General features: G+C 63.1%; 23 protein-coding genes. 4 read left to right on the forward strand and 19 right to left on the reverse strand.

All coding sequences use genetic code 11. The features are described from left to right. Positions 1-33: 33 nt before the first annotated feature. The 5 genes from CEW83_RS16270 to CEW83_RS16290 form a co-directional block, all read right to left on the reverse strand. Positions 34-1032 carry an amidoligase family protein gene (locus CEW83_RS16270; RefSeq protein ID WP_199915142.1) on the reverse strand — a complete coding sequence of 333 codons (999 nt, stop codon included), beginning with the start codon at positions 1030-1032 and terminating at the stop codon, positions 34-36. A 44-nt stretch (positions 1033-1076) separates the two neighbouring features. Beyond that, positions 1077-1511, reverse strand: coding sequence for a gamma-glutamylcyclotransferase family protein (locus CEW83_RS16275; RefSeq protein ID WP_108950274.1), 435 nt, complete (start codon positions 1509-1511; stop codon positions 1077-1079). A gap of 356 nt (positions 1512-1867) precedes the next feature. Then, positions 1868-2845: a GGDEF domain-containing protein gene (locus CEW83_RS16280; protein ID WP_234418869.1), complete on the reverse strand. Its 978-nt coding sequence runs from the start codon at positions 2843-2845 to the stop codon at positions 1868-1870. Positions 2846-2973: 128 nt separating this feature from the next. Further along, the gene (locus CEW83_RS16285; RefSeq protein WP_234418870.1) at positions 2974-3258 is read right to left on the reverse strand and encodes a 5-carboxymethyl-2-hydroxymuconate Delta-isomerase; all 285 of its coding nucleotides are present in this window, start codon (positions 3256-3258) and stop codon (positions 2974-2976) included. A gap of 349 nt (positions 3259-3607) precedes the next feature. Beyond that, entirely contained in the window at positions 3608-5155 is a 1548-nt protein-coding gene (locus CEW83_RS16290; RefSeq protein WP_108950277.1) for a sensor domain-containing diguanylate cyclase, read from the reverse strand. 551 nt (positions 5156-5706) lie between these two features. On the opposite strand from CEW83_RS16290, the gene CEW83_RS16295 reads away from it, so the two are divergent. After that, on the forward strand, positions 5707-7680 hold the full coding sequence (locus tag CEW83_RS16295) for an ABC transporter substrate-binding protein (RefSeq protein ID WP_199915143.1): 1974 nt from the start codon (positions 5707-5709) through the stop codon (positions 7678-7680). Here CEW83_RS16295 and CEW83_RS16300 read toward each other — a convergent pair whose 3' ends face one another. The 11 genes from CEW83_RS16300 to CEW83_RS16350 all read right to left on the reverse strand — a co-directional run bounded on the left by CEW83_RS16300 (position 7681) and on the right by CEW83_RS16350 (position 18882). Then, positions 7681-8508, reverse strand: a complete 828-nt coding sequence (locus tag CEW83_RS16300) for a hypothetical protein (RefSeq protein ID WP_108950279.1) — start codon at positions 8506-8508, stop codon at positions 7681-7683. A 167-nt stretch (positions 8509-8675) separates the two neighbouring features. Further along, on the reverse strand, positions 8676-9536 hold the full coding sequence (locus CEW83_RS16305; RefSeq protein WP_108950280.1) for a MurR/RpiR family transcriptional regulator: 861 nt from the start codon (positions 9534-9536) through the stop codon (positions 8676-8678). A 77-nt stretch (positions 9537-9613) separates the two neighbouring features. Then, positions 9614-10561: an N-carbamoyl-D-amino-acid hydrolase gene (locus tag CEW83_RS16310; protein ID WP_108950281.1), complete on the reverse strand. Its 948-nt coding sequence runs from the start codon at positions 10559-10561 to the stop codon at positions 9614-9616. Then, a complete protein-coding gene (locus CEW83_RS16315) occupies positions 10558-11814 on the reverse strand; it encodes a Zn-dependent hydrolase (protein ID WP_108950282.1) in 1257 nt (418 codons plus the stop codon). The genes CEW83_RS16310 and CEW83_RS16315 overlap by 4 nt, the downstream gene beginning before the upstream one ends. Further along, positions 11811-13067: a diaminopropionate ammonia-lyase gene (locus CEW83_RS16320; RefSeq protein WP_108951480.1), complete on the reverse strand. Its 1257-nt coding sequence runs from the start codon at positions 13065-13067 to the stop codon at positions 11811-11813. The genes CEW83_RS16315 and CEW83_RS16320 overlap by 4 nt, the downstream gene beginning before the upstream one ends. A gap of 8 nt (positions 13068-13075) precedes the next feature. After that, positions 13076-14101 (reverse strand): DctP family TRAP transporter solute-binding subunit, encoded by a 1026-nt coding sequence (locus CEW83_RS16325; RefSeq protein WP_108950283.1) that lies wholly within the window; start codon positions 14099-14101, stop codon positions 13076-13078. 12 nt (positions 14102-14113) lie between these two features. Next, positions 14114-15403 carry a TRAP transporter large permease gene (locus CEW83_RS16330; RefSeq protein WP_108950284.1) on the reverse strand — a complete coding sequence of 430 codons (1290 nt, stop codon included), beginning with the start codon at positions 15401-15403 and terminating at the stop codon, positions 14114-14116. Positions 15404-15413: 10 nt separating this feature from the next. Next, a complete protein-coding gene (locus CEW83_RS16335; RefSeq protein ID WP_108950285.1) occupies positions 15414-15935 on the reverse strand; it encodes a TRAP transporter small permease in 522 nt (173 codons plus the stop codon). Positions 15936-16330: 395 nt separating this feature from the next. After that, positions 16331-16753, reverse strand: a complete 423-nt coding sequence (locus CEW83_RS16340; RefSeq protein ID WP_108951481.1) for a cytochrome c — start codon at positions 16751-16753, stop codon at positions 16331-16333. A 71-nt stretch (positions 16754-16824) separates the two neighbouring features. Then, the gene (locus CEW83_RS16345) at positions 16825-17166 is read right to left on the reverse strand and encodes a zinc ribbon domain-containing protein YjdM (protein ID WP_108950286.1); all 342 of its coding nucleotides are present in this window, start codon (positions 17164-17166) and stop codon (positions 16825-16827) included. Positions 17167-17193: 27 nt separating this feature from the next. Continuing rightward, entirely contained in the window at positions 17194-18882 is a 1689-nt protein-coding gene (locus CEW83_RS16350) for a glycoside hydrolase family 13 protein (RefSeq protein ID WP_108950287.1), read from the reverse strand. 236 nt (positions 18883-19118) lie between these two features. Between CEW83_RS16350 and CEW83_RS21475 the strand changes: the two genes are divergently transcribed. Beyond that, the gene (locus CEW83_RS21475) at positions 19119-19280 is read left to right on the forward strand and encodes a hypothetical protein (protein WP_234418871.1); all 162 of its coding nucleotides are present in this window, start codon (positions 19119-19121) and stop codon (positions 19278-19280) included. Next, positions 19277-20209 carry a glycoside hydrolase family 5 protein gene (locus CEW83_RS16355; RefSeq protein WP_234418872.1) on the forward strand — a complete coding sequence of 311 codons (933 nt, stop codon included), beginning with the start codon at positions 19277-19279 and terminating at the stop codon, positions 20207-20209. The genes CEW83_RS21475 and CEW83_RS16355 overlap by 4 nt, the downstream gene beginning before the upstream one ends. Here the strand turns inward: CEW83_RS16355 and CEW83_RS16360 are convergent. From CEW83_RS16360 to gtfA, 3 genes are all read right to left on the reverse strand, one after another. After that, the gene (locus tag CEW83_RS16360) at positions 20195-22027 is read right to left on the reverse strand and encodes an ABC transporter ATP-binding protein/permease (RefSeq protein WP_108951482.1); all 1833 of its coding nucleotides are present in this window, start codon (positions 22025-22027) and stop codon (positions 20195-20197) included. The two genes, CEW83_RS16355 and CEW83_RS16360, sit on opposite strands and share 15 nt — an antisense overlap. Positions 22028-22300: 273 nt before the next feature. Then, entirely contained in the window at positions 22301-22609 is a 309-nt protein-coding gene (locus CEW83_RS16365; protein WP_108950288.1) for a DUF1992 domain-containing protein, read from the reverse strand. A gap of 12 nt (positions 22610-22621) precedes the next feature. Beyond that, a complete protein-coding gene (gene gtfA / locus CEW83_RS16370; RefSeq protein ID WP_108950289.1) occupies positions 22622-24064 on the reverse strand; it encodes a sucrose phosphorylase in 1443 nt (480 codons plus the stop codon). A gap of 293 nt (positions 24065-24357) precedes the next feature. Between gtfA and CEW83_RS16375 the strand changes: the two genes are divergently transcribed. Continuing rightward, a complete protein-coding gene (locus CEW83_RS16375; protein WP_234418873.1) occupies positions 24358-26472 on the forward strand; it encodes a putative bifunctional diguanylate cyclase/phosphodiesterase in 2115 nt (704 codons plus the stop codon). Positions 26473-26513: the final 41 nt, after the last annotated feature.

The raw sequence follows: 26513 nt of genomic DNA on the forward strand, positions 1-26513 counted from the left end.
CCGCAGCGCCCTTCTCGGGGCCGGTGATGGCAATCAGTGGGCGAGCCACTTGCGTTCGACCTCGTCGGCCCAGTCGTCGATCAGGCGCTTGATCGGGTTGCGCACGATCTCCAGGTATCGCGCTCCACATGCGCTCAGGCGCTCCGGATCTGCCGCCAGCCGTTCGACCTCGATCCAGTCGTTCCATGCACAGTGCAGCCCCCAGCCGGGGCGACCGATCTCGCAGTCGGGTAACCGGTAGTGAAAGGCGGGCCGCGGCTTGATGCGCGGGTCGTCGGTCGCGCGGCGCACGCGGGGAGCATCGAGTTCGAGGAAAAGGGGGAGCAGGTCGAGGGCGCGGTTTCGCGTCGGGTTGGCGTCGAGATAATCCTCAATCAGCGTGGCGCGATCCGGCCGGTATCCGGGAGCGAGTACCCGCGTTACGTAGTCGACGGGGAACGGATCGACGTAGCTCGTCACTCGGCGCGAAACGTCGATGTCGGCCCGTGCGAACAGCCAGTCGTAGAGGCACAGGAAAGCCTTCAGATAGGCGGCGATGGAATCCGCATCGGCGCCTGGGATTTCCACGTTCAGCTGCATTCCGAACGCATTGACGAGGCGGTCGGATGTGCCGCGTGCGCCAGCCTTGCGCAGATGTGCGATCAAGCCTTCGACTTCGCCAAGGCGCGCCATCGGCAAGGGCGGGCTGACGACTTCGAGCGGTACCAGCGGGGTCGCAAGCCAACTCAGTACTTCTTCGGTGGACTTGCCGATGCCGCCCGCGAGGGTTTCTTCATCGTGGTGCTCGCGTCCAAGCTGCTTCAACAGCGCGAAATCGAGTTCGATCACCCACTCGCCGGCCGCATCCCCGGTGAGCACGCGCTCATACCGCCCGCGGCTGCCGATGCGGGCGCCGATGCTTTCGGCGACAATCCCGGCCAGTGCGTCGAGGGTAAAGCCATTCATCTCGAGCTCCACGCCGACGCGACGCGGCGTGCCGTCCGGATTCAGTGTCTGCAGTGGCATGAGCAGTGCAGGTGCTTCGTGTGCCATGTTGTGCGTGTCCTTTCTCAAGTCGGGGGCGGTCGCCCTGTCACTCACGGCTGCAGCCTGCGATAAACCCAGGCCGCCTGGCCATCGTCGAGATCCATCTCGACCCGTGCATACCGAATACCGCGGCGCTCATAGCGATCGAGCGCGCCGAGTTCGGTGGCTGAAACCTCGAATACCACACCATCAACCCGCGCCGTCGCGTCGGGCACGATGTTGAGCCCCGCTACGTCAAAGCTGGACAGCTGTGCACGGCGGGCCTCAGCCCCGCGGCCCATCACCAGCCAGCGCACCGGGCGGTACTGCAGCGTCCCGTAGGCGAACACACGATGAGCGCGCGTTACGTCGATCACCGAGAGCCCGGGTGGAGGCAGATAGCCATAGGGGCTGAGCAGCTGAAACCACAGGTAAGCGCTTGCAACAGCGACTGCTGCACCGAGGCCGGCAATACTCAACGCGAGTCTGCGCTGTGGTTTTCTCATGCACACGGTTCCATTCTCGCCACCGGAAAAGCTAACTCCTGATGGACAGGGAAGCCGACGCCGGGGTTCCTGCGCTGTGCCGCAGACATGGCAGTTGCGGTCAGGTGCGTGGCGTGCTCTGGTTGGTATCACCGGTTACGAAGGCCTGCAGCGAGCAGGCGCGCATGGCAGGCAGAGATCATTCAGAGCTATTGCACCACTGCTATCGACTACAAGATCGAGAAGGTCGCGGCTGCATCGAGAAACATACAACTGGTGCAGGCTTCTGCGTAAACTTCGATACCTTTGGCGGCGCCAACATGTGGATCAAAGTGTGTCAAAGGGGTCAGAGTCGTTTGATCACCCTGCGTATCGCCTCAGTCCGTGCGCGGTGCGTCGGCGACGTACATACAATTGCGCCCTGCTTGTTTGGCGCGGTACAGCGCCCGGTCTGCCTGCTCTACAAGGAACTCGGGTGGGTCGTTCCGGGAAGGCGTCAGGCTGGCCACGCCAAGGCTGGCGGTGACGATGCCTGCGGGTACGCCGGCATGTGGCAGTGCCAATGAACGGATTTCATCCAGCAGATGGTTGGCGAACTTCACTGCGTCGTCTCCGCCAGTCTCGGGTAATAGCACGACGAACTCTTCGCCGCCGAAACGCGCCACCAGGTCTCCCGCACGGCGGCCCGACTGCGCCAACAGCCTGGCTAACGCTTGCAGACACGCGTCGCCCGCGAGGTGTCCATTTGTGTCGTTGAAATGCTTGAAGAGATCGACGTCGAGCATGACCAGCGACAGCGGCGCGCCGGAGCGTAGTCCGCGGTCCCATTCCCGGGAAAGTGCCTGATCGAAGCTCCGGCGGTTAGCGACGCCGGTCAGGCCGTCGGTGTTGCTCAAGGCCTCAAGCTTTCTGTTTGCTTCCGCCAGGGCGTGAGTGCGCGTTTCGATCAGCGCTTCGAGCTCGCGATTGCGCTCACGCAAGTTAACCATCGGGTAGATTTCATCGTCCCCGGCGAGACCGAATGGAATTGAGATGCTGCTGTGTGCAATTTTCCAGGCATCGCCTTCGAGGCGGAAGATCAGCACCAGACGCGCCGTTTCCCGCGCCAGAATGTTTTCCGGAAAAGGAAGGTGGATGTGAAAGAAGGCAGTCACCGCGACCACATCGTCGGCCAGATCCTGAAGCGCCAGATCCAGCATTTCGATGTGGAGGCGCTCGGGCACCTGTGCGAAATCCAGCTTGGTGATGCGAACCCATTCAGCCCTGTCGGAGACCAGAACATCGCTGCTGCCTGCGTAGCCACTGAAGTTTTCGCTGAAGCACGTTATCAGGCGCTCGTCGCGCGAGGCATACATCTCGATGTAGTCCTCGAACAGGGACTGGATCAGGCGCTGGCGTATAGGTGGCATGGAGCCGGCCGTCTTGAGGAGTTGATCAAAGGGGTCAGAGGCGTTTGGTCGGTGGCGTTGGCAGCGGCTTTCATCTATACGATCACTTTGCCGTAGCTACCTCGTTCCATTTCCACAACTTCGGCTGTGATCGAGGTGTTGCTGAAGCCAAGTGCGCGTAACTGTGCGACAACGGTACTGGATAGATGTGATCGTTGTTCGGGTGTTCGCCCGGACAGGATTTTCAGCGCAACGTGAATGAAAGCGGATTTCCGCGGACCTGTCAGATAGCTGCTGAAACTCTGTGCCCGCACCTTTATATCATTGCCATCCGGGCCAAAAAGACCGGAATGCAGGGCGGCTTTAAAGACTTCGCTCACCAGCTGGTCACTATCAAAGTCTGTCGAGTGCTCGATGATGCAATGTGGCATTTCGTGTTCCCTGGATGAAACGTCCCTGGCCTGAGGAATGTGGGGAGCGCCCCGGCCCTGGCGCACAGCAGTCAAACCGCGACCGCGCAATCGGCATCGCGTCGCCCCCTATACGATAGACGATACCGCAGTACCAATGGGGCAGACAGCATGGATGCCGTCTTCAACTGGCGCAGGGGCCGTCCCCCATTGGAGGGGGAGCGGTCAGCCGGCGTTCCTCGCTACCCGGCTTCCCTTGGACGAAGGCGTCTGAGCCCTTTGAACTTGCGCGCGCGGTTCGTTTGGGAGGCGGCGTGCCTCAGCTCCTTGCGTGACTGATGATGCGGTTGCGGCCGCTGTTCTTTGCATCGTAGAGCGCACGGTCGGCGGTTCGGATCAGGGCTTCGGTGGTCGTGCCGCCTCCGTGCGCGATGCTGATGCCGATGCTCAGGGTGAGCTTCAGCGTTGTGCCGTCGACCAGAAAGGGAAACTGCTCGACGCTGCTGCGGATGCGCTCGGCGACAGCCCAGGCGGTGTCGTGCCCTGCGCCGGGCAGGATGACCGTGAACTCCTCCCCGCCGTAGCGTGCGACGAGGTCTTGCGGACGCACGCAGTCACGTATCAGGCGGGCCACGGACTGCAGCACGTGGTCGCCGCTGCGGTGGCCGTAAGTGTCGTTGACCCGCTTGAAGAAATCGATGTCGATCATCAGCAGTCCGGATGTGCTGTCATCGTGGCGGATGCGCTGCAATTCATTGTGCAGGGCCCGCATGAAGACATCCTGCCGCAGCAGGCCGGTCAGCGCATCGCGCTCTGCGCGCTCCAGATAGTCATCGCGCTCTTGCCGGGTTTCGTTCAGGCGGAGATAGACATGAGTGATGACCCGGTCGGCGATCAGCAGCGTGCCCAGTCCGATCAGCAGGCCAGCCCCCACCAGGAGTGCAATCGCGCGGTCATATCGGTCTTCGCTTGCAGAAACGTCCATCACCAGCAGCATCCGGCCCACGCTGCGCCCGGATGCGTCGCTCAGTGGTGTCGTTTCCACGACCAGGCTGCGAGCGGCCACCCGTGCACGTGCTACTTCGGTGGAAGAGGTCGCAGCCAGCAGCAGACGGTGTGGAACGTCGGTGCGGTCGGAGCCCTCGGGACGCCCCACCACCACGTGGTCCGGGAAACGGTCCCAATCGTGGTTGCGCCCGATCATGCGCATGCCTGCCTCCCAGCGCTCGCGCTGGACATGTTTCTTTTCGACGAGTGAATAGAGGCTCACGCCGGTCAGCGAATGCAATTGCTCCAGTGTGCGGTCAATCTCGATTCCGAGTTCGATGTAGCCAATCCGCTGGCCGGAGGTGTCAGTCCAGGGGTGGACCACGCGCAGCGTAAAGATGCCCATCGGCCCCAGCTCCAGGCCAGCGCTCGGTTTGCCCGTGCGCTCGGCCTCGCTGAGCGTGTAGCGGTTGATCTCGTCACCGCGGCGTTCCGGGGCCTGCACGCGAAGGAACATGCGGCGATCCGGTGCAATGAAGTAGAAATGGGTGATGTTGTGCCTGGCGCGCAGGACGGCGTAATAGGGCTGTGCCACCGCGCGCAGTTCGTCAAAGTCACGGCGGACGAAGGCCTGCTGCAGGTCGGCATTTCGCGTGAGCAGTTCGAGCAGGCCGCTAAGCTTGTCGGAGTCCCGGTCGATTGCGAGTTTCAGGGCGGACTTGACGCCTTCAACCGCAATCGAACGCTGTTCGTCGATCGCCCGGCGTTCGCGCAAGAACTCTGCTACGCCGACCACCAGCAGCAAGGTCAGCAAGCCTGCGGCAAGAGGCAGCAGCAGCGCCCGCTTGTAATCGGCAAGAGAGTTCAGCTTTGTGACCATGTCGGGTCGTGATCCTTGCCGGGAAAGGCCCGGTAAACAGGAGCAGTCGTGAAACTGAAGATGGGCTCTGCATCGTCGCTATCTTTTGGGGCGCTGTAAATTGGACGAAAGCCATAGAGCGCGCAGCCGCAGCCTCTCAGACCCTCTGCTCTCACGCCGTTGCTCCGCCGCACGCGGGCAACTCCCCGTTCAAGCGTGTTGCAGCTTCCGCCAGCACTGGCGGGCTGAGGCGAAAGGCGAGGAGGACGAGCGGGTTCGTGAAAATTCAGAAGGAGAATCAAAAGGGTCAGAGTCGTTTGATCCTTTCGCGGATGCGCAAATGCCAAGATGCTCCGGCCGCACTGGCTATTCCTGCGACTTCAAACGACTCTGACCCCTTTGGTCCTGTCGGTTGTGCTCGGAGGCGAGAACGGGGATAAATTCAGCAACATCCGCGATCACGTTAAACTTGATGTATGTCTCCGCCACGCGCACGGTTCGGGTTTTTCCTTCGGTTTCCGCTGGGCGCAATCCTGATTGCGTTGTGCGGATGGACTGCTGCTGCTCATGCCTTGGACGCTGTCACGCTTCAACTCAAATGGAGCCACGCTTTTCAGTTCGCCGGCTACTACGCCGCGAAGGAAAAGGGCTACTACCGCGAGGTGGGGCTTGATGTCGCAATACATGAAGCCCGTCCGGGAGATGACCCGGTAAAAAACGTGCTTGATGGCAATGCCCAGTATGGGGTTGGTAATAGCAGCCTGCTTCTGGCGCGAAGTTCGGGGCAGCCCGTGGTGGTGCTGGCCGTCCTTTTTCAGCATTCGCCTGTGGTGCTGCTTGTCCGCCGCGAGGGATCGGTTCAGGGAATTCACTACATGGCGGGCAAGCGCCTGATGATCGAACCCCAGTCCGACGAACTGTTGGCCTATCTCAAGCAAGAGGGCATCCCCTTGGCCGGTATTACCCGCGTCGAGCACAGTTTCCGGCCACAGGACCTGATTGACGGCAAGGCAGATGCGATCTCTGCCTACGTGACCAACGAGCCCTACTTTCTGGATCGCACGGGCTTCGAGTATCACACCTACACCCCGCGCTCCGCTGGCATCGATTTCTATGGCGACAACCTGTTCACCACCGAACATGAGCTGCGGAAGAATCCTGCCCGTGTAAAGGCATTTCGTGAAGCGAGCCTGCGTGGTTGGCAGTACGCGATGGCGCACCCTGAAGAAATCGCCGACCTGATCCTGGACAAATACTCGCAGCAGCATCCCCGAGAGTTCTACCTGTTCGAGGCCCGCCGCATGGAGCCGCTCTTTCGAACGGATCTGGTCGAGATCGGGTACATGAACCCAGGTCGCTGGCGTCATATTGCGGACACCTACGCCCAGCTTGGCTTGTTGCCGGAAAACTTTGTGTTCGACGGATTCGTCTATAACGCCGAATCAGAGCGTGATCTGACCTGGCTCTACCTCGCAGGCATCGTGCTTGTCATCGTGAGTGCCGTCGCGTTCTATATTTATCGCATCAACAGGCGCCTGACCCTGGCACTGATCACCAGCAAAAGGGATCACGAGCTGCTCAGGGTCAGTGAGGAGCGGCATCGCCTGTTGGCTGATAACGCCACCGACGTGATCTGGACGATGAATCTCGATGGTCAATTCACCTATGTCAGCCCATCGGTGGAGAAGCTGCGGGGATATAGCAGCGAAGAGGTCATGCGGCAGTCCATGGAACAGGCATTGACCGCAGCGTCCATCCCGATTGCAAAGGAAGCACTTGAAAACTCCATTGCAGCGATGGTTCAAGGCAAGCCCTTTGTAGAGTTTCAGGGCGAACTCGAACAGCCGTGCAAGGACGGATCAACCGTTTGGACCGAAGTGAGCACCTCTGGCATGCGAAACGCTGCCGGTGAGTTTTTTGGCATCCTGGGCGTGACCCGGAACATCACCAAGCGCAAGCAGATGGAAGATCAGGTGCGGCAGCTCGCCTTCTATGACCCGTTAACGAAGTTGCCAAATCGTCGGCTACTCAACGATCGGCTCACTCAAGCGATGGCTATCAGCAAACGCGGTGGTTGCTACGCTGCAGTGATGTTTCTCGATCTGGACAACTTCAAGCCACTTAACGACAAATATGGGCATGCCGTCGGAGACCTGCTACTGATCGAGACGGCGGACCGGCTGAAGAAATGTGTGCGTGAAACCGACACCGTGGCTCGCTTCGGCGGTGATGAATTTGTGGTGTTGATCAGCGAGCTGATGGAGGATCGAGCTGAATCAGAAGCGCTGGCCGTGCGCATTGCCGAGAAGGTTCGCAGTTCTTTAGCCAAAGCCTACGTCCTGACAGTGCAGCACGAAGACAAAGCTGACGGCATTGTGGAGCACCAATGTACGGTGAGCATCGGCATTGCACTGTTCATCAGCCATGATGCGACCGAGGGCGACATCCTCAGGCGTGCGGATACAGCCATGTATCAGGCAAAAGAGGCTGGGCGTAACAAGATTTGCTTTTACGACGCTGACCTTTTGGAAACAGGCAGCCTCTGATCAGAGGACAGGCTTGTTGCTGCTGCCTTCGCGTTGCTCTACCGCTTTCTGGCGCAGGCCCTCAACCCAGGTTTTGGTGGCCAGCTCGGCGTTAACCCAGTTCTTCACATCAATCATCTCGGCGGAGACGCGGGTGGCCGGCTTGGCCTCCCCGGGCGAGATGTTGTATTGCAGCATGCTGGCGCAATCGTCAAGGCTGACGACCCGCGGCGTCTGAAAGCGGCTGAAATCATGCTGTCCGCCTTTGCGCGCATACACCATGTCGAGAATGCTCTTGGCGTTGCGACCGCCCGCATCGGGAATCGGAATTCCGATTCCATTTGGGCTGGTGTTCAGGCAATTGCGGTTACCGCCATCGAACTGCCAGTTGATATTGGCAGGCGTCTGAACTGTCGGCGCGCCATATTTCTCCAGAACGGCAGCGCGAAACTGCCCGTTGGTCACCGGATCGACCCTGTTCTCAATGGTGCGGCGCACGGCTACCAGCTTGCCGCCCTTGGGTGGCGGCGAGAAAAAGAGGTTGAAGGTATCCGTTCGGCGCTTTCCATCCACAAACCCGTCGACATGGGCGACGATCATGTGGGTGAAATCCTCTGTGCGGTGGTTGTTTAGACCGTCGCTGTAACCAAAAGAGAGCCGGGACTCGTTGATGCTCTGTTCATTCACACCGTGCACCCTGAGCGCCTTCAGCGCTTCTTCTGGCGACATGCCAAGTGTGATACCGGCAATATCGAACTTGCCGGCATCGGCGGCATGGGTGAGAGGAGCCAAGCAACAGGCGGTTGCGGAGACGATTGCGGCGAGGGTCACGGTCTTCAGCTGCAGCATGCCAAGAACTCCGGAGTTTCAGGCGATAACGTTAAATTACTGACCAAAGCGACAGGTAGTCAAGCGCCTATAGCCGCAAGGGATCAAAGGGGTCAGAGTCGTTTGAAATCTGGATTTCAAACGACTCTGACCCCTTTGATCTCTATGCATCGCCCTTGTTGCGATGGCTACAGCTCTTCCAGCCCTTCATGCAGCCTTTCCGCTGCGCGCAGCCGGTTGCCTGCTTCGACTTCCGGCCGGTTTGCCAGTGCTGATACGAGCAGGTTGAGCACGCTCATTGCCGCTGCATAGGAGTCGAATCGGCCGGAGCCGCTCGTTTCGCAGGCGATGCGCCAGGTGGCGTCGACTTCCTTTGCGGGCGTTGTTGCGTCCATCAGCACAAGCACCGGCACGCCGGCTTTCTTTGCGTGGCGTGCGATTTCGGCGACCACCGGTACGCGGCGGCGGAAGGCGAGGATGACGAGCATGTCGTCGGGGCCGAAGGCGGCGAGGTCTTCGCCGATGGTCTGACCGGCCTGCGGGAGCAGGGCGACGTGGTTCTTGAGCAGCACGAGCTGGCGCGCAAAGTACTGCGCCAGGGCGTGGCTGTTGCGGTAGCCAACCACGCCGACCCGGCGGGCGCGGGCGAGGCTGGTGATGGCGGGCTCTACGACGCCGCTGGTGAGCTTCTCGAAGGTACGGGCAAGGTTCTGCAGGTCGCGCCTGAGGTGTTCGCCGAAGGCTTCTTCCGAGGCGGCGGGCAGGTCGGATGCGGCCTGCAGGCCGGGGGCGCCCCAGCGTTGCGCCTCGCGCGCTTCGCGTCGGGCGGAGGCGAAACCGTCGTAGCCAACACGCTGGATGAAGCGGGTGACTGCGGCTTTGGAGCTGCCCGCGATGGCCGCCAGCTCGGTGGCTGAGTGGGTGGCAAGCAGGGCGGGCTGCGCGGTGAGCAGCTGCGCGAGCTTGTGCTCGGAGTCGGGCAGGGTTTCGCTGAGCGCTTCGATGCGTTCGTCGATCGGCTTGAAGCGTTTGGCGGGCTTGGGCGTCATGCGCGGGGCTGCTCTCGGGCGTGGGTTCTCATTGACGGGGTGTTGCTGCCGGCGCCACCCGCGGCGCCGGCAATGGCTCAGGCAGGTTCGACCGGGCCCTTGGTGTCGACGATCAGGCGATAGGTTTCCGGTTCGCGATGCAGGCCGAAGTTGAAGACATTGTCCTTGAGCTCGCGACAGCGGTCGAGATCGCACACCGAGGTCACCAGTTCATCTTCCACCGTGGAGCACATCGCCACCATTTCGCCGGTGGGCGCAATGATGCAGCTTTGGCCGAGCAGATCGCAATCTTCTTCCTTGCCGGCCTTGGCGATGCCGACGATCCACATGCCGTTCTGATAGGCGCCAGCCTGCATGACCAGGTGGTTGTGAAAGCCTTGCAGGTGGTCGTGCTCGGGCACCGGCGGGTAGTGGATGGGGGTGTTGTAGCCGATGAAGGCCATTTCCACGCCCTGCAGGCCGAGCACGCGGTAGGTTTCGGGCCAGCGACGGTCGTTGCACAGCGCCATGCCAAAAATGCCTTTCTCCGCGGCGGCCTGCGCGCGCCAAGCCCCGAAGCCGAGGTTGCCGCGCTCGAAGTAGCGCTTTTCCAGATGCTGGAATGCGCGCCAGGGTTCGTGCTCGCGGTGGCCGGGCAGGTGCACCTTGCGGTACTTGCCGACGATGGTGCCGGTCGGGTCGACCAGGATCGAGGTGTTGTAGTGGTGGGTGACGCCGTCTTCCTGCGCCAGTTCGGCGTAGCCGAGGTAGAAGCCGATACCGAGCTTCCTGGCTTCCTCGAACAGAGGCAGGGTTTCCGGGCCGGGCATTTCCGTCTCGAACCAGGCGTCGATCTCGGCCTGGTTCTCGGTGTACCAGCGCGGAAAGAAGGTAGTGAGTGCCAGTTCGGGAAAGGCGACATAGTGGCAGCCACGGGACTTGGCTTCGCGCATCAGGTCGATCATGCGCGCGACGACCTGACGCCGCGACTCTGTGCGGGCGATGGGGCCGAGCTGGGCGGCGCCGACGGTGATCTTGCGGCTCATGCGGGTTCTCCTGCCGGCAGTGTGGCGCCCGCGAGTTCGCACAGAACGGCGAGCAGCACATTGGCACCGGCTTCGATATGTTGGGGGTGGGTGTATTCGCGGACGTTGTGGCTGATGCCGTCGACGCTGGGCACAAAAATCATGGCCGTCGGGCACACCGGCGCCATCATCTGGGCGTCGTGGCCGGCGCCGCTGGGCATGCGCCGGGTGCTCAGGCCCTGGGCGAGGGCGTGGCGTTCGATGCGGTCGGTCATTTCCGGGGCAAAGGGCACCGGGGCAAAGCGGGCGAGCTTGCGGGTGTTGATGTCCACCTTCTCGGCGTCACGCAGGGCGTCGAGGTGCGCGGCCAGCCGGGATTCGGCGCGTTGCAGCAGGGCTTCGTCGGTGTTGCGCAGGTCGACGGTGAGCACGGCGCGGTTGGGCACCACGTTGACCAGGTTGGGGAAGAACTCGATACGGCCGACGGTGGCGACCTGGTCGCCGCCAAACTCCTGCGCCAGTTCGCGCACGAAACTGATGATCGATCCCGCCGCCCAACCAGCGTCGCGACGCAGCGACATCGGGGTGGTGCCGGCGTGGTTGGAGGTGCCGAGGATCTCGATCTCGGTCCAGGAGATGCCCTGCACGGATTCGACGACGCCAATCTCCGTGCCTTCGCGGTCGAGCACCGGGCCTTGCTCCACGTGCAGCTCGACGAAGGCGTGCGGGGCGGCGGCCGGTGTCGGCGCGGTGCCGGCGTAGCCGATGCGGGCGAGGTTTTCGGCCACGGTGCTGCCGTCGATGCCTTGCGTCTGCAGGGCTTCGTCGAGCGCGAGCTCACCGGTGAACACGAGGCTACCCATCATGTCGGGGGCGAAACGTGCGCCCTCTTCATTGGTGAAGAATGCCACCGCGAGCGGGCGTTCGGTCTCGATGCCGGCGTCGTTGAGGCTGGCAATCACTTCCAGCCCGGCGAGCACGCCCAGATTGCCGTCGTAGCGGCCGCCGGTGCGCACGGTGTCGATGTGCGAGCCGGTCATCACCGCCGCGCCCGGCACGCGGCCGGCACGGGTGCCGACCACGTTGCCGATGGCGTCCACCGTCAGGCTGAGCCCGAGTTCGCGCATCCAGTCGCAGACCAGGTCGCGTCCGGCCTTGTCCTCGTCGGACAGGGCCAGACGGGCGCAACCGCCGCCGTCGATGGCGCCGACGTCGGCCAGCTGTGCGATGCGCTGTTGCAGGCGTTCGCCCTTGATGCGCAAGGTGGCGCTCATGATCTTGCTCCTGGCCGTCCTTCCACCGCCTCGGCGCTGCGCCCCACGAGCTTGGTGTACAGCTCGGGGTCGGTGGCGCCTTCGCTGCCGAACAGCAGCACCCGGCTGTCCGGGCCGAGGTCAAGGGTGGCGGCCATCTGCGGACGGGAGCACGCCATCAGCAGCGCGGCAAGGCCGGCAACGGCGGATTCACCGGCGGCAAGCGGCTGGTCGCCGAAGGGCGCATCGGCCAGCAGGCGCATGGCGGTGACGGCCGCTGCGTCGGGGATGGTGAGGAAGTCGCTGGTGCCGGCCTCGAGCACTTCCCATGCGATCAGTGATACCTCTCCGCATGCGAGGCCCGCCATCAGGGTGTCGAGATCGCCGTGGACGGCAGTCGGGGCGCCGGCCAGCGCCGAGGCGTACAGGCAAGCGGCGCGGTCGGGTTCGACCACGATGAAGCGGCCGCGCTTGTTGCCAAGGCGCTCCCACATCTGTGCACAGACCGCGGCAGCCAGGCCGCCAACACCGCCCTGGATGAGGACGTGGGTGGGGGGCTGGTCTTCGGGCCACTGGCGCAGTGCTTCTTCGACCATGACCGAATAGCCCTGCATGACGTCGCGCGGCACATCGGTATAGCCGGGGTAGGAGGTGTCGGAAACGATGAAGCGGCCGTGTGCCTTGGCGTCAGCGTCGGCGGTGCGCACGGCGTCGTCATAGTTGCCGGCGGTGCGGATCACCTCTGCGCCATAGTGAGCAATCGCGGCACGGCGAGCTTCGGACACGGTGGCGTGAATGTAGATCACGCACTTGCAGCCGAAGGTCTGTGCCCCCCAGGCCACCGAGCGGCCGTGGTTGCCGTCGGTGGCGCAGGTGACGGTGATGCCGGAAACGATGTCGGCAAACCTGCCATCGATCAGGTCGCGGCTGCTGGCGTCCTGCCCGGTACGGCGCAGGATCTCCTTTTTCAGCAGGCGCAGCACGGCGTACGCACCGCCCAGCGCCTTGAAGCTGCCGAGGCCGAAGCGGCTGGCCTCGTGCTTGTAATGGATGGCGGCCACGCCGGCGGCGCGGGCCATGCCGGCCAGATTCACCAGTGGCGTCGGCGCGTAGCCGGGCCACTCGCTGATCTCGGTCATGGCTTCGGCGTGTGCGGCCAGACTGAGGATGGGCTTGAGCCGATCCGGGTAGGGGCCTGCCGCCGCCCCTGCCGCGCCGGCGCAATGCGCCAGCGGCAGGACAGTCAGCTGACCGGGAAGGTCTAGCGTGGACATGGACATGCTCACTTGGAGGCGGCCTCGACAGCCTGTTGCAGGGAGCTCAGCATGTCTTCGCCTTCCTTGCCGAAGGTGTCGACGATGTAGGCTTTCACGGCCGGCTGTGCAGCGTCACGGAAGGCGGCTTTTTCTTTCGCGGTCAGCGTGGTCACGGTCATGGTCTTGGCGAGTTCCGGCAGACCCTTGGACGAGGCTTCGATGATGCGGCTGATGCCACGGTTGGCGACAATTGCGCTCTTGGCGGCGTTCTTCACCACGATCTGCTCTTCAGGCGTCAGGCTGTCAAAGAACTTGCGGTTGATCACCCAGACGTACGGTGCAAACAGATGGTCGGTAAGGGTGATGTGCTTCTGCACTTCGTTGAACTTGGCCATGGCCACGATGGGGATGGGGTTCATCTGGCCGTCGGCGACGCCGGTCTGCAGGGCTGTGTACACCTCTGCCCATGCGATGGCCGCCGGCTGACCGCCGAGGCTGCTGATCACGCGCTTGTGCGATTCCAGCGTCTGGGTGCGGATCTTCAGGCCCTTCATGTCGTCCGGGGTCTTGATCGCTTTCTTCGAGTTGGTGATGGCGAAGAAGCCGCCTGAGTCACCGAAGCCGAGCACTTCCATGCCGGTCTTCTTCTCGATGTCGTCGCCCAGCTTCTTGCCGAAGGGGCCGTCGAACACGGTGTAGGTGGTGGAGATGTCGGGGAAGACGAAGGGCATGTCGAGCACGCCGATCATCGGGTAGGTGCTGGCAAAGCCACCCACCGAGAACACGCCCGACTGCACCAGCCCGGCCTTGACCTGGGACAGCACCTCGTTGTCCTTGCCGAGCTGGCCGCTGGGGAAGGTCTGCACCTTCACCGAGCCACCCGTGCCGGCTTCGACCAGGTTCTTGAACACGGTGACGAGGGCGCCAGTGGTGCTTTCGAACGGATCGTCCACGTTCAGGTGATGCAGCTTGATGATCTTTTCCGCGTGGGCCGGGGCAACGGCAAAGACCATGGTGGTGGCGACGGCGGTGAGCAGGGTCTTGAGCTTCATGGGTGGAACTCCTTAAGGTTGGACGTAACCGAACAGGCGGGGAACAAACAGGGTGAGATCTGACCAGTAAGTGATCAGGAACAGGATCGCGACCTCGGCAATCAGGAACGGGGTGAGGGCGCGGGCGATACGCTCCATCTTTTCGCCGGTGACCGAGCACAGCACGAACAGGCAGGCGCCAACGGGGGGGGTCATCAGCGAGATGTTGAGTGCAAGGATGATCATGATCCCGGCATGAACCGGATCGATGCCGACGGCTGCGGTGAGGGGGCCGAGTACGGGTGCGAGGATGATCAGCGCGGCGGTGATGTCGAGGAACATGCCGACGAAGAGCAGCAGTAACAGGATGAGGGCGAGCACGCCTTCCTTGCTTGACGCCACCGACAGCATGGCCTGCGCGATCATCTGCGGGATCTGATGAAAGGTCAGCCACCACGACAGGATGGAGGCCGCGGCGATGATCAGGAATACGCTGCCGGTGATGCGCGCGGTGCGGATCAGCATGATGCCGACCTGGCGCAGCGTGAGGGTGCGATAGATGGCGAAACCGACGAACATCGCATAACCCACCGCAATCGATGCGGCTTCGGTCGGGGTGACGATGCCGAACAGGATGCCGCCAAGGATGATCGCTGGCATGGTGAGCCCGATCAGGCTGTCCTTGAAGCTGATGAGAATGGACATCAGGCTGGGGCGGTCCTCGCCCTTGGGCAGGCCGAGCTTCTTGCCCAGCGCGGCAATGACGCCCATGCAGATGGCGCAGATCAGGAGTCCGGGGACGATGCCGGCGGCGAACAGGCCGGCGATCGACACGCCCATGATGGAGCCGTAGATCACCATCAGGTTGGAGGGCGGAATGGTGGGGCCGATGATCGAGCCCGCTGCCGTGACGGCACAGGCGAAGGGCTTGCTGTAGCCCTGTTTAACCATCGCCGGCACCAGGGTGTTACCCATCGCGGCGGCATCCGACACGGCGGCACCGGTCATGCCGGCGAACAGCACCGAAGCCACCATGTTGGCGTGGGCGAGGCCGCCGCGCAGGTAGCCGACCAGCGACAGCGCAAAGGCGATCAGGCGCTGGGTGATGCCGGAGGCGTTCATCAGCTCGCCGGCGAGGATGAAGAAGGGCATGGCCATGAAGGTGAACATGTCCAGGCCTTCGAAATAGCGCTTTGGCGCCATGGCAAGGAAGGACACGTCGCCCAGCTGAACCAGCCCGATCGCGCCGGAGATGCCGATGACGACGCCGATCGGCATGCCCAGCAACATAAGACCAAAGAAGGCGACTGCAACAATCCACATGATGGCCGGCTCAGTAGGGAACAGCGGCCGTTTCGGCGCGCGGCAGGTTGACGAAGTCGGTGAGCAGTCGCACCCCGAACTGGAAGGCGGCCAGCGCCGAGGACACCGGTACGGCGGCGAAGGGGACTTCCATCGTGAGGCCGAACAGGGTGGAGAACTGGGTGCGGCCTTCGAGGGTCATGTCGATGCCGTAGATGAACATGAAGACGAAGAAGCCGACGGTGAGGCCATCAGTGGTCAGCTTCAGATAGCGGCGTGCAGTTTCGGGCAGGCGGGAGGGAATGAGGTCGAGGCCGACATGTTCGCGCCACCATGCGCCGCATGACACGGCCAGCAACGCGGCCCAGATCATCAGGTAGCGCGAAAGCTCTTCGGTCCAGCTGATCCCGTCCTGGGTGAAGTAGCGCCCGCCGACACCGAGCCACACCACCAGCACCATGACCGCAATCAGGCCGGCGCACAGCCATTCGACCACCCGGTTCAAGCGGCGACCGATGCCTTCAATCCTCTGCGCCAGCGCGGCCAAGCTCATGCATGACTCCTGAATATTGTGTTGAGTGTTTTTGGGCCGCGGTAGCGGCGTGTTGAATTCACTCTAAAACACAAATTTCAGAATCGCAAGTTTGAAATTATAGTTTCCAATGTGGTGCGTGCAGCGGACTTAGGGCACCAGCATTGTGCGCTGCAAGATATTGAGCATTAAGGGAAAGTTCGGTTTTTGCGACTTTTCGGGTGCGGCTGCGCACTGAAACGAAGCATGCTGCTTTGCGAGACAAATGCGGTGCGGCGCTCGTGCGGCGGAGCGATCCGCAGTGAGGACGGTGCAGCATTCTGCCCATTGCAGACATGAGCGCTGGCGAAGCCAGACAGGGCACGTCCGCGTGAGCGGGATGCGCAATTCGGGCCGGGCGCGTGCCGGTCCGGGGGTCAGCGCGTGCGATAGAGTGCGTGGCAGGCCACGCAGGAGCCCGTCAGCCTGGGCAGGGCGGCCATGGCCTTGGTGGCATCGCCCGTGGCGGCTGCGCGGGCAAACGCGCTGGCCGCGGCATGTCCGTCGCGGCCGAGGCCGTGCATCTCGATCGGCATCTGCGGGCCGGGGCGGGCGTCGTAGGGCAGCGCGGCGTTCTTGCCCATGGCGGTCTGTCCAAGGCGCTGTTCGGCCACTTCACCGGCTTCGCGGACCTTGTTGGACGCGAGCAGCGTGATGATCTCGTTGAGGGCGAGAAGGTTGTCGAGCATTTCCTTGCGCAGGGTTTCCTGTGCGGCGGGTGGCAGGGGCGCCAGAAAGCGCGTGTCCTGCGCGAGGGCGGGGGTAGTGAGCAGGGCAGCAAGCAGAAGCAGTCTTTTCATGGCGTTATCCATCCATTCGTAATCGAACAATGCGCGCTCCGCCTGCCGCCCCGGAGGGCATGCGCCCGGGCTCAGACCTTGCGCAGGTAGCAGGCCTTGAGCATGAAGTTGCCGGCGTCCATCTTGCAGTCGACCTCGTGATCGCCGCCGACGAGGCGGATGCTCTTGACCTTGGTGCCGACCTTCAGTGTGGTCGACGAGCCTTTGACTTTCAGGTCCTTGATCAGCACCACCGAGTCGCCGTTGGCGAGGACATTGCCGTTGGCATCCTTTACAACAGCCTCGTCATCTTCGTCGGCGCCGGTCACTTCGGCCATCGGCCATTCGTAGCCGCAGTCCGCGCACACGTAGTTTTCGCCGTCCGGATAGGTGTTCTCCAGGGTGCATTGGGGGCAGGCGGGTATGGCGGACATGATCGTGTTCCAGTGACAGTGAGCCCGCTAGTTTAGGTTATCGGACCCTTGTGGGGAAATCCGATACACGCGTACTTCATACTCACTCAATGCAAAAGACATTAAGTCGTCATGCGAGGCGACTTTCATGTTGGCCAGTATGCAATCGGCACGGCGAAGGGTGAAGCCGGCATGGCGGTAGCGTGCCGGCCGCGCGCTGAGGTTGCAGATCACCACGAAGCCGTCGTCACCGAGCACGCGGGTGTAGGCGTAGATCTGCGGGTTGTCCCTGAGCAGCAGGGTGTAGTGGCCATGCACCAGCGCCGGCTCGGCGGCGCGCAGGGCGATCATGCTGCGGTAGAAGTTCAGCACCGAGTGCGGATCGCGCTGCTGCTGCGCGACGTTGACCTCAGGGTAGTCGGGGTTCAGCGGCAGCCATGGCCTGCCCGTGCTGAAGCCCGCGTTGTGGCTGTCGTCCCACGGCATTGGCGTGCGCGAGTTGTCGCGGGCGGTGAGCGCCATCTCGTCGAAGATGGCGGCTTCGTCCATGCCGCTGGCGCGCATCTCCGCGATGCGGTGTTTGGCGAACACATCGTCGAAGTCGGCGAGGCTGTGGAACACGGTGTTGGCCATGCCGAGCTCCTGCCCCTGGTAGATGAAGGGCGTGCCCTGCATCAGGAAGTACATCGCGGCGAGTGCCGTGGCGCTGGCGCTGCGGTGATGCTGCGAGTCGCCCCAGCGTGATACGACGCGGGGCAGGTCGTGGTTCTCGAGGTAGAGCGCGTTCCAGCCGCGGCCGTCGAGTTCGCGCTGCCAGCGGCTCAGGATGGTCTTCAGCCGGCGCACATCAAGCCCGGCGCGCGGGTTGCCCGACCACAGGTGCCAGTGTTCGAATTGCAGGATCATCGACAGTCGCCCGCGGGTGTCGCCCACCCAGGTTTCGGCCTGATGCGCGCTGATGCCGTTGGCTTCGCCCACCGTCATGATGTCGCCGTGGTCGAAGGCGTCGCGGGCCATCTGGTCGACGTAGTCGAGCACGCCGTCGACATTCATGTGGAAGTCATAGGCCGGCACAGGCCTGTGAGGTGGCGCACCGGGCACATCGGGCAGGCCGGGCGCCTTCTTCATGTGGGTGATGGCATCGATGCGGAAACCGTCCACGCCCTTGTCCATCCACCACCGCACCATGTCGCAGATGGCGCTGCGCACGTCCGGGTTCTCCCAGTTGAGGTCGGGCTGGCGCGCGGTGAACAGGTGCAGGAAGTACTGGCCGGTGGCCGCGTCATACTGCCAGGCCGGCCCGCGGAAGATGCTCTCCCAGTTGTTGGGCGGGTGGCCTTCCTTGCCGTCGCGCCACACATACCAGTCGCGCTTCGAGTTGTCGCGTGCGCTGCGCGACTCGACAAACCACGGGTGCTCGTCGCTGGTGTGATTGACCACCAGGTCGAGAATGATGCGCATGCCTCGGCGCCGGGTCTCGGCCATCAGGCGGTCGAAGTCGGCCATGGTGCCGAACTCGTCCATGATGGCCTGGTAGTCCGAGATGTCGTAGCCGTTGTCGTCGTTTGGCGAGCGGAAAATCGGGCACAGCCAGATCACCGTGATGCCGAGCCACTGCAGATAGTCGAGGCGGGCGAGCACGCCGGGCAGGTCGCCGATGCCGTCGCCGTTGGTATCCATGAAGCTGCGTGGGTAGAGCTGATACACAACCGCTTCGCGCCACCATTTGTTCTTCATTTCTCGCGGCTCCCGGGTGCCATTCTGCGATCCTGCTGCGTCGTCGATTGTAGGCTTCGTGCATGCCGCCGGCGAGCGGATTGTGCGCATGGATTTTCGCGCTGGATGACGCGGGTAATCGCCCCAAGGTGCGCGCCCAGGCGTAATCTTGTCGGCATGGCAGCGCATGTGCGTTCCTTGTTCAGGGCGCGTGAAGATGACCCTTTTGCGGGAGGTGTGCGATGGATGCGACAGGCATGAAATTGCGTGGCGTCAACCTCGGTAGCTGGCTGTTGCTGGAAAAGTGGATGGTGCCCAGCGTGTTCGAGGGGCTGGCGGCGACCGATGAAACCACCTGGTGTGCGGAGATGGGTTCGGGGCGAGCGACAGGCTGCGCAAGCACTGGGAAAGCTTCGTGACCTACGAGGACTTCGCCTGGATTGCCGAGCGGGGTCTCAATGCGGTGCGGATTCCGGTCGGGCACTGGATTTTCGGCCCCGATTATCCCTACCACCCCGGCTATGGCGAGAACCGCCACCCCTTCGTCACCGGCGGCATCGACGTGCTCGACCGGGCGATGGACTGGGCGCAAAAGCTCGGCCTGCGGGTCATGCTCGATCTCCATGCCGCGCCGGGGTGCCAGAACGGCTTCGACAACGGCGGCATCATGGGCGTGGTCGAGTGGCATACCAAGCCCGAGTACCTCGAGCATTCGCTGCTGGTGCTCGAGCGCCTGGCCGAACGTTACCGCGCCCACCCCGCGCTGCATGCGATCGAGGTGCTCAACGAGCCGCGCTGGGATGTGCCGACCGAGTACCTCAAGGCCTACTACCTTGCGGCCTACGACCGCATCCGCAAACACTGCCCGGCAGAGCGCGTGGCGGTGGTGTTTCACGACGGCTTCCGCTCCTACCGCGAGTTCCTCGGCTTCATGCAGGCGCCGCAGTGGCAGAACGTGATTTTCGATTACCACCGCTACCAGTGCTTCGACCGTCGCGACATCGATACCGACATCTACGGCCACATGACCAAGGCTGCCATCGAGTGGCGCGACGAGGCCGATTCGATCAACGCCGCGATGGGCTTGCCCGCGGTGTGTGGCGAGTGGAGCCTGGGGCTGGATCTGCAGGTGGTGTCGCTGTGGGCCGAAGGGCCGTACAACCACGCGCTTGAGCACATGGACGCGTTCCAGCAGGATGTGGCCAGCCGTGGCTACGCGGCGGCGCAGTTGCTGGCCTTCGAGAAGCTGTTCGGCTGGTTCTTCTGGAGCTATAAAACGGAAACCACGCCCGCCTGGTGCTTGCGCGAGTCGGTCGAGCGCGGCTGGCTGCCGTCAAGTTTCCGGTAAGAGCTTCGTCGCCGGCGCGGTGGTGCCTGCCGTGCCGGTCTTGGCGTCGGTCGCAGCCGCCTGTGGCGGACGCACGCGTCCGCCGCGCAGGCGATTGAGCACCAGCTTGCGATCGTAGAAGTGATCGAGGCCGTTGTGCAGGCTGATGTTGAGCAGGGTTGCACTGGGCAGCTCGTGGTGCAGCAGTTCCAGGGTGTCGATCTCGTCCTTGGCGTCGAAGGCGTCGGTCGCTTCCTCGATGAACACCCAGCCCGGTTGCTGCAGGAACAGCCGTGCGATGCCGAGGCGCTGCTGTGCCCGCAGTGGCAGCGCCCGTCCCCAGTCGTCATGGTCGTCCAGCCGCGGTGCGAGCCACGCGATGCCGGCGCACTCCAGCGCACGGTGCAGACAGGGAGCGGTGTAGTGGCTGGCGTCATGCGGGTAGCTGAGCACCGCGCGCAGGCTGCCTTCGGGCAGGAAGGGGCGCTGCGGAATGAACATCATGTTATGTCCCGCAGGCAGGCTGATGACGCCGCTGCCCCAGGGCCACAGCCCGGCCACGGCCTTGAACAGGCTGATGGTGACGGCGGGGTCGCCGGTGATCAGGATGCGTTCGCCGTGTCGTACGTGCAGGTTGAAATCGTCCAGCAGCACCTGCCCCGAAGGCGAGGCCAGTTGCAGGTGGCGGATGTCGAGTTCGGCGTGGACCGATTGCTGCAGCTCGATCTTTTCCTTGCCGGTCACTTTCTGCCGATCCTGCGCTTCGAGTTCCAGCATTTCCTCATGCAGGCTGACAATACGGTCGATGGAGGCGCGGCAGCGTGCCAGCTCGCCGAGGTTGTCGATCGGCCACGAAAGCGCCGAGGTCAGGCGCTGGAAGGCCTGTGCGGCCTGCATCAGCAAGCCGAGGCTCATTGCACCGGCGATGTACTGCGGCGCGGCGATCAGGATCGGAAACACCGGCAGCAGCGTGCCGTAGCCGGTCGAAAACGAGATGATGCCCAGATACGCAAAGGTCTGGCGGTCCCAGCCGCGACCGACGTCCTTGAACAGGCGATCGGCACTGCGCCGCTCCAATGGCTCGCCATGCATCAGGGCAATGGCTTCGGAGTGTTCGCGGGCGCGCGCCAGGCCGAAGCGCAGGCTGGCTTCAACTGACTGCAAACGGTTGGTGGTGCGGATCAGCGGTCGCCCCAGCAGCAAGCCGAAAATCGTGCCAACACCGGCATAGACGAAAGCCATCAGCACCATGTAGCCCGGAACGGAGTACTCGGTGCCGGGCAGGTTCGCGCTTCCCGATACGCTGAGCAGGATGTCGATGAAGCTGCCGAGGATGAGAATCGAGTACAGCAGCGAATGCGCCAGCCCGACTGCAGCCTCGGTAGCGATGCGGATGTCCTCGGCGATACGCCCGTCCGGATTGTCGTGCTCTCCGCTGGAGAACTGCAGGCGGTAATGGTTGGCGTGCGACAGCCATTCGTCGAGCAGCAGGCTGGTCATCCATCGTCGCCAGTCGAGCTGGACCCAGCGCTTGACGTGCATGTGCAGCGCGGTCACCCCCATGGTGAGGGCAAAGATCAGCAGGAAGGTCAGGATCAGGCGCAGAAATTCGCTGAGCGAGCGATCCTCAAGTGCGTCGAACAGCTCGCGATGCCAGTAGCTGACCCAGATGACCAGGCCGACCTGGGCCGCGGTGAGCACGAACAGCGACAGCACCGCGCCGCGGACGGTCCATTTGCGCTCGCAGTTCCAGTAGTCCCGGGCCATGCGTGCGAACTGCCACGCTGCGTCGCGGCGCACGGCGGGTGGAGGCGATGTGGAAGCTGCGTCCGCTTGCATCTGTGTCATTCCGGTCGCAGCGGATCCCCGCGATGTGGCAGGCCGCAGGCCGCGGAAGCGGGGGGATGTGGCTGCAACTGCAGCCGGTTAGCGCTCTTGTCTGCAGCCCTCATGGTCATTGCGCCTTCGCCGCATGCACTCTTGTTTTGTATACCGCTGAGAGTATCGCAAAGGCCCGGATTTGCCGTGATCAGTTTGCACGTTCGGAGAAAAATTTTTGCGTGGCACGCCGTGCGGAAACGCACCGGCTGCGCGTGACGCCGGGCTGGGGTGTCAGTGGCGGCGCAGTGTGCCCAGTCTGAGCAGCACCATGTTGAGTTCGCGCTGAAGCAGCGTCCGCTGCTCGTCGTCGGGGGGCCGTGCGAGGGCCTCCCGAAGGTCGGCCAGCTCCTTGCGCAGTCGTACCTCGGGCGGGGTGAATCCGGCGTTCTTGAGCACCCGGTTGATCATGCGCTGTTCGCCGGACACGAAGAGCTCGTCGTCGAACACGAGCGGACGCCCCGCGCCGGGCAGGTTGTCCACCTCGCCGCGACGGATGGCGTCTGCAATGCGTTGTTCGGCGAGGATCTCGAAAATCGACATCGGCGAGCGGCTTCAGACCCGGTAGCTGATCTCGTGGCCGGTGTCCGAGTCGGTGCAGGTCACCGTGGCGGTGCGGAAGTTCAGGTCGACGAACACCTGCGCACTGTGCGGGCCGTTGCGCCAGCCCATCGACACGCTGGAGTCGTTCGAGTAATGCAGCTCGAACTCGCCGTCGAAGGCCGGGTGCGTCGAGCGCAGTTCCATCAGCTTGAACTGGCGCCGGGCAACCTCGCTGCCGAGGGCTGCGACCGCTTCGTCCACGGTGTAGTAGTGGCGGTTGATGTCGCGCGCCTCGCCGGTTTTCTCCATCAGCTCGAAGTCGTTGCGACCGGCCAGCAGGCCGACGTAATAGACCTGCGGGATGCCGGGCGTGAACATCTGGATTGCGCGCGCCGCAATGTAGGCGTCGTCATTGCACTGCAGGGCTTCGAAGAACGTGCAGGTGAGCTGGTAGATGGCGCCGACGCTGTGGGCATTGGCCGCCGAGCGGCGCAGGATGGGGTCGGCGCTGCGATCGGAGACATTCTTGATGACCGCTTCGACGTGGTAACGGGGCAGGATGTCCTCGACGTCGGGAATGCAGATGCCGTCATGGGTGTCGAGCACGGTGACCTGGTTGTGCGGGCACATTCGCAGCCAGGACTTGAGATAGCTGCTGTTGAGGTCCATGAGCGCATGCAGCAGCAGGGGCGGCAGGGCGAAGGCGTAGGCCCACATGCCGCGGCGGGCAATCGCGTACTGATAGCTCGGGTGGTCGTGGACCTCGGGCATGATCTCGATGCCACGTTCGGCGGCGGTCTTGCGGAACCATTCCAGAATGCGCCACACGTCCGGTTCGACCAGGAAGCAGCTGGTGCCGATCTTCTTGGTGGTATAGCCGAAGGCGTCCAGTCGCAGCAGCTTGACCCCACGTTCACCGAGGAAGGTGATGGTGTCGGTCATCATCGCGTAGGTTTTCTCGGCGTTGTAGTCGAGGTCGATCTGGCTCTCGCTGAATGTGCACCAGACGCGGCCATGCGTGCCGTCGGCGAAGGTGACGTCGCGGAAGGGTTCCTTCTCCTTGCGGATGTGGATCTTGGCGAGATCGTCAGGGCCGATTTCGCCCAGCGCGTCGACATCGACGAACAGGGATGCGTATTCGGAGGCCTTGCCCTTCTTCTTGAAGTCCTGGAATTCTGGCGACTGATCCGAGATGTGGTTCAGGATCAGGTCGAGGCAGACGTCGTAACGGCTGGCGATGCGCTCAACGTTCGCCCAGTCACCGAAGACCGGGTCGATCTCCTTGTGCGTCAGGGGCGAGAAGCCGCCGTCGGCATTGGACGGAAACGGGGGCAGCAGGTGCAGTCCGCCGATCGCCTTGCCCAGGTGCTGTTCGATGAAATCGGCAAGATCGTTCAGGTGGGTGCCGATCCGGTTCGGGTAGGCAATGAGCTGCACCTTGTTCTTGAGCGCCATGTATAACTCTCCCTTTATCAGGTGCCTGCCGCGTCACTGCGCGCACACCGCATCTCGTTCTTTTACAAGATACGGGGCCACCGGCCCGGGCGCAAGCCGGTGTCGTGCGTGATGCACACGACTGGGGTGGCATATGGACGAAGCGCACTGATGCGGTGCGTGTCACTGCTTGTGCAGCACGATGGCTGCGGCTCTGCTGGCAGGCCTGCCCCTTGCTTGGGAACGCTACTCCGTTCCCATCGACAGTCACCGTGCTTCCCAAGATTTTCCACCGCAGCAATGAGTCCATGAACATGAACATGAACCTGACCATGAGCAGGATGCTGGACGGTTCGCGCATCCTCGATACCCTGATGAACAACCTCGAGGGCATGGCCTACCGCTGTGTGGACGACGAACACTGGACGATGATCTTCGTCAGCCAGGGCTGTGCAGGCCTGACCGGATACACCGCGTCGGAACTGATCGATCAGACCTGCATCTCGTGGGAACAACTGACCTTTGCCGAAGACCGGCACCGAGTGCGTGCGGCGATCCGCGCGGCGGCCGATCGGGGGCGACGCTTTGCCGTGGAGTACCGCATCGTCAAGCGCTGCGGCGAACTGCGGTGGGTGGTCGAACGCGGTGTGGCCGTTGCCGATGAGCATGGCGAGTGCGTCATCGAAGGCTTCATCGAGGATGTCACCGAGCGGCGTGCAACGCTCGGTGCGCTTGAGCAGGCCGAAAGCCGCTACCGGAACATCTTCGAGCACGCTTCGGAGGGCATCTTCCAGACCACGGAGGATGGGCGCTACCTTGCGGCCAATCCGGCCCTGGCCCGGCTGTACGGTTACCCGTCGCCCCAGTCCCTGATCGAAAACCTGTCGGATATCGGGCGGCGCCTGTATGTCGACCCGAAGCGGCGCGATGAATTTCACCGCCTGATGCAGGCTCATGGCGAGGTCCTCAACTTCGAGTCCGAAGTCTTTTGCCATGACGGGTCGCGCATCTGGGTGTCGGAGAATGCTCACAGCGTGCGCGGGCCGCAGGGTGAGCTGCTCTGCTACGAGGGTACGGTGCAGGATATCTCGGAGCGCAAGCATTACCAGGCACAGCTTGAGCGCCAGGCAAATCACGACATGCTGACCGGTCTGCCCAACCGGGTGCTGCTGGGCGACCGGCTCAATCAGGGCATTGCCCGTGCCGAACGCCTTGGCTGCCGCCTGGCGGTTGTGTTCATCGATCTCGACAACTTCAAGTTCATCAATGACAGCCTGGGGCACAAGGCTGGCGACGATCTGCTCACTGCGATCGCCGGGCGCTTCTCCAACTGTTTGCGCAGTTCGGATACCGTGGCGAGGCTTGGCGGTGACGAGTTCGTGCTGGTGCTGAACGATCACGATGAGCTCAGCAGTGTCATCTCTCTGCTCGACCGGGTGCTGGCCGAGATTGGCCGCCCGGTGGCGCTGTCCGGCCGCGAATTCCAGGTCGGTGCGAGCCTCGGCGTTGCGCTTTATCCCGACGACGGGCGTGATGCGCAGAGCCTGCTCAAGCACGCCGATGTCGCAATGTATGCGGCCAAGGATCGGGGGCGAAACAACTTCCAGTTCTTCACCCGGGAGCTCAACCGGGTCGCCGAAGAACGGCTCAATCTTGAAGCGGCAATGCGTGCCGCGCTCGAGCGGGGCTGTTTCGAAGTGCATTACCAGCCGAAGGTGAACCACCTGCGCCGCATCGTTGGCGTTGAAGCGCTGGCGCGCTGGAATGACCCCCAGCTTGGGTCCATCGGTCCTGACCGCTTCATTCCCGTCGCCGAGGAGACGGGTCTCATCGTCCCGCTGACCACGACCATCCTGCGCCAGGCCTTTGCCGCCGCGCGGCGCTGGAACCTCGGCCGCGAGCATCCCCTGCGCGTGGCGGTCAACCTGTCGCCGCGGCTCTTCCTGAGCGGTGATATCGTCGCGCATGTCGCTTGCTTGCTGGGCGAAGTCGGTCTGTCGCCATCTCAGGTCGAGCTTGAGGTGACCGAAACCGTCTTTCTCGGCGACAGCGACAGGGCGGTCAGTATCCTGCGCGAATTCAAGTCGCTCGGCGTCAGCCTGGCGATGGATGACTTTGGCACCGGCTACTCGTCACTGAGCTACCTGCGGCGCTTTCCGCTCGATATCATCAAGCTCGATCGCTCGCTGGTGACCGACCTTGAGCATGAAGAGGAAGTGGCCATGATTGCCCGTGCCGCGATCTCACTCGGGCAGAGCCTGCGCAAGACGGTGGTTGCCGAAGGCGTGGAAACCCAGGCCCAGTTCGACTTCCTGCGCTTTCAGGGGTGTGACGAATTCCAGGGCTACCTGTTGTCGCGGCCGGTGCCCGAGGCCGCGCTGAGCCAGCTGCTCGCCGATGGTGGTGTGATCCCGAAGAAGCCGGTCTGAACGCCCCAGTCGGGTGCAGGGGAACTTCCGGCGCCGTGGAA

Origin of the sequence: Parazoarcus communis (assembly GCF_003111645.1) — a bacterium.
GTDB lineage: Bacteria > Pseudomonadota > Gammaproteobacteria > Burkholderiales > Rhodocyclaceae > Parazoarcus > Parazoarcus communis_A.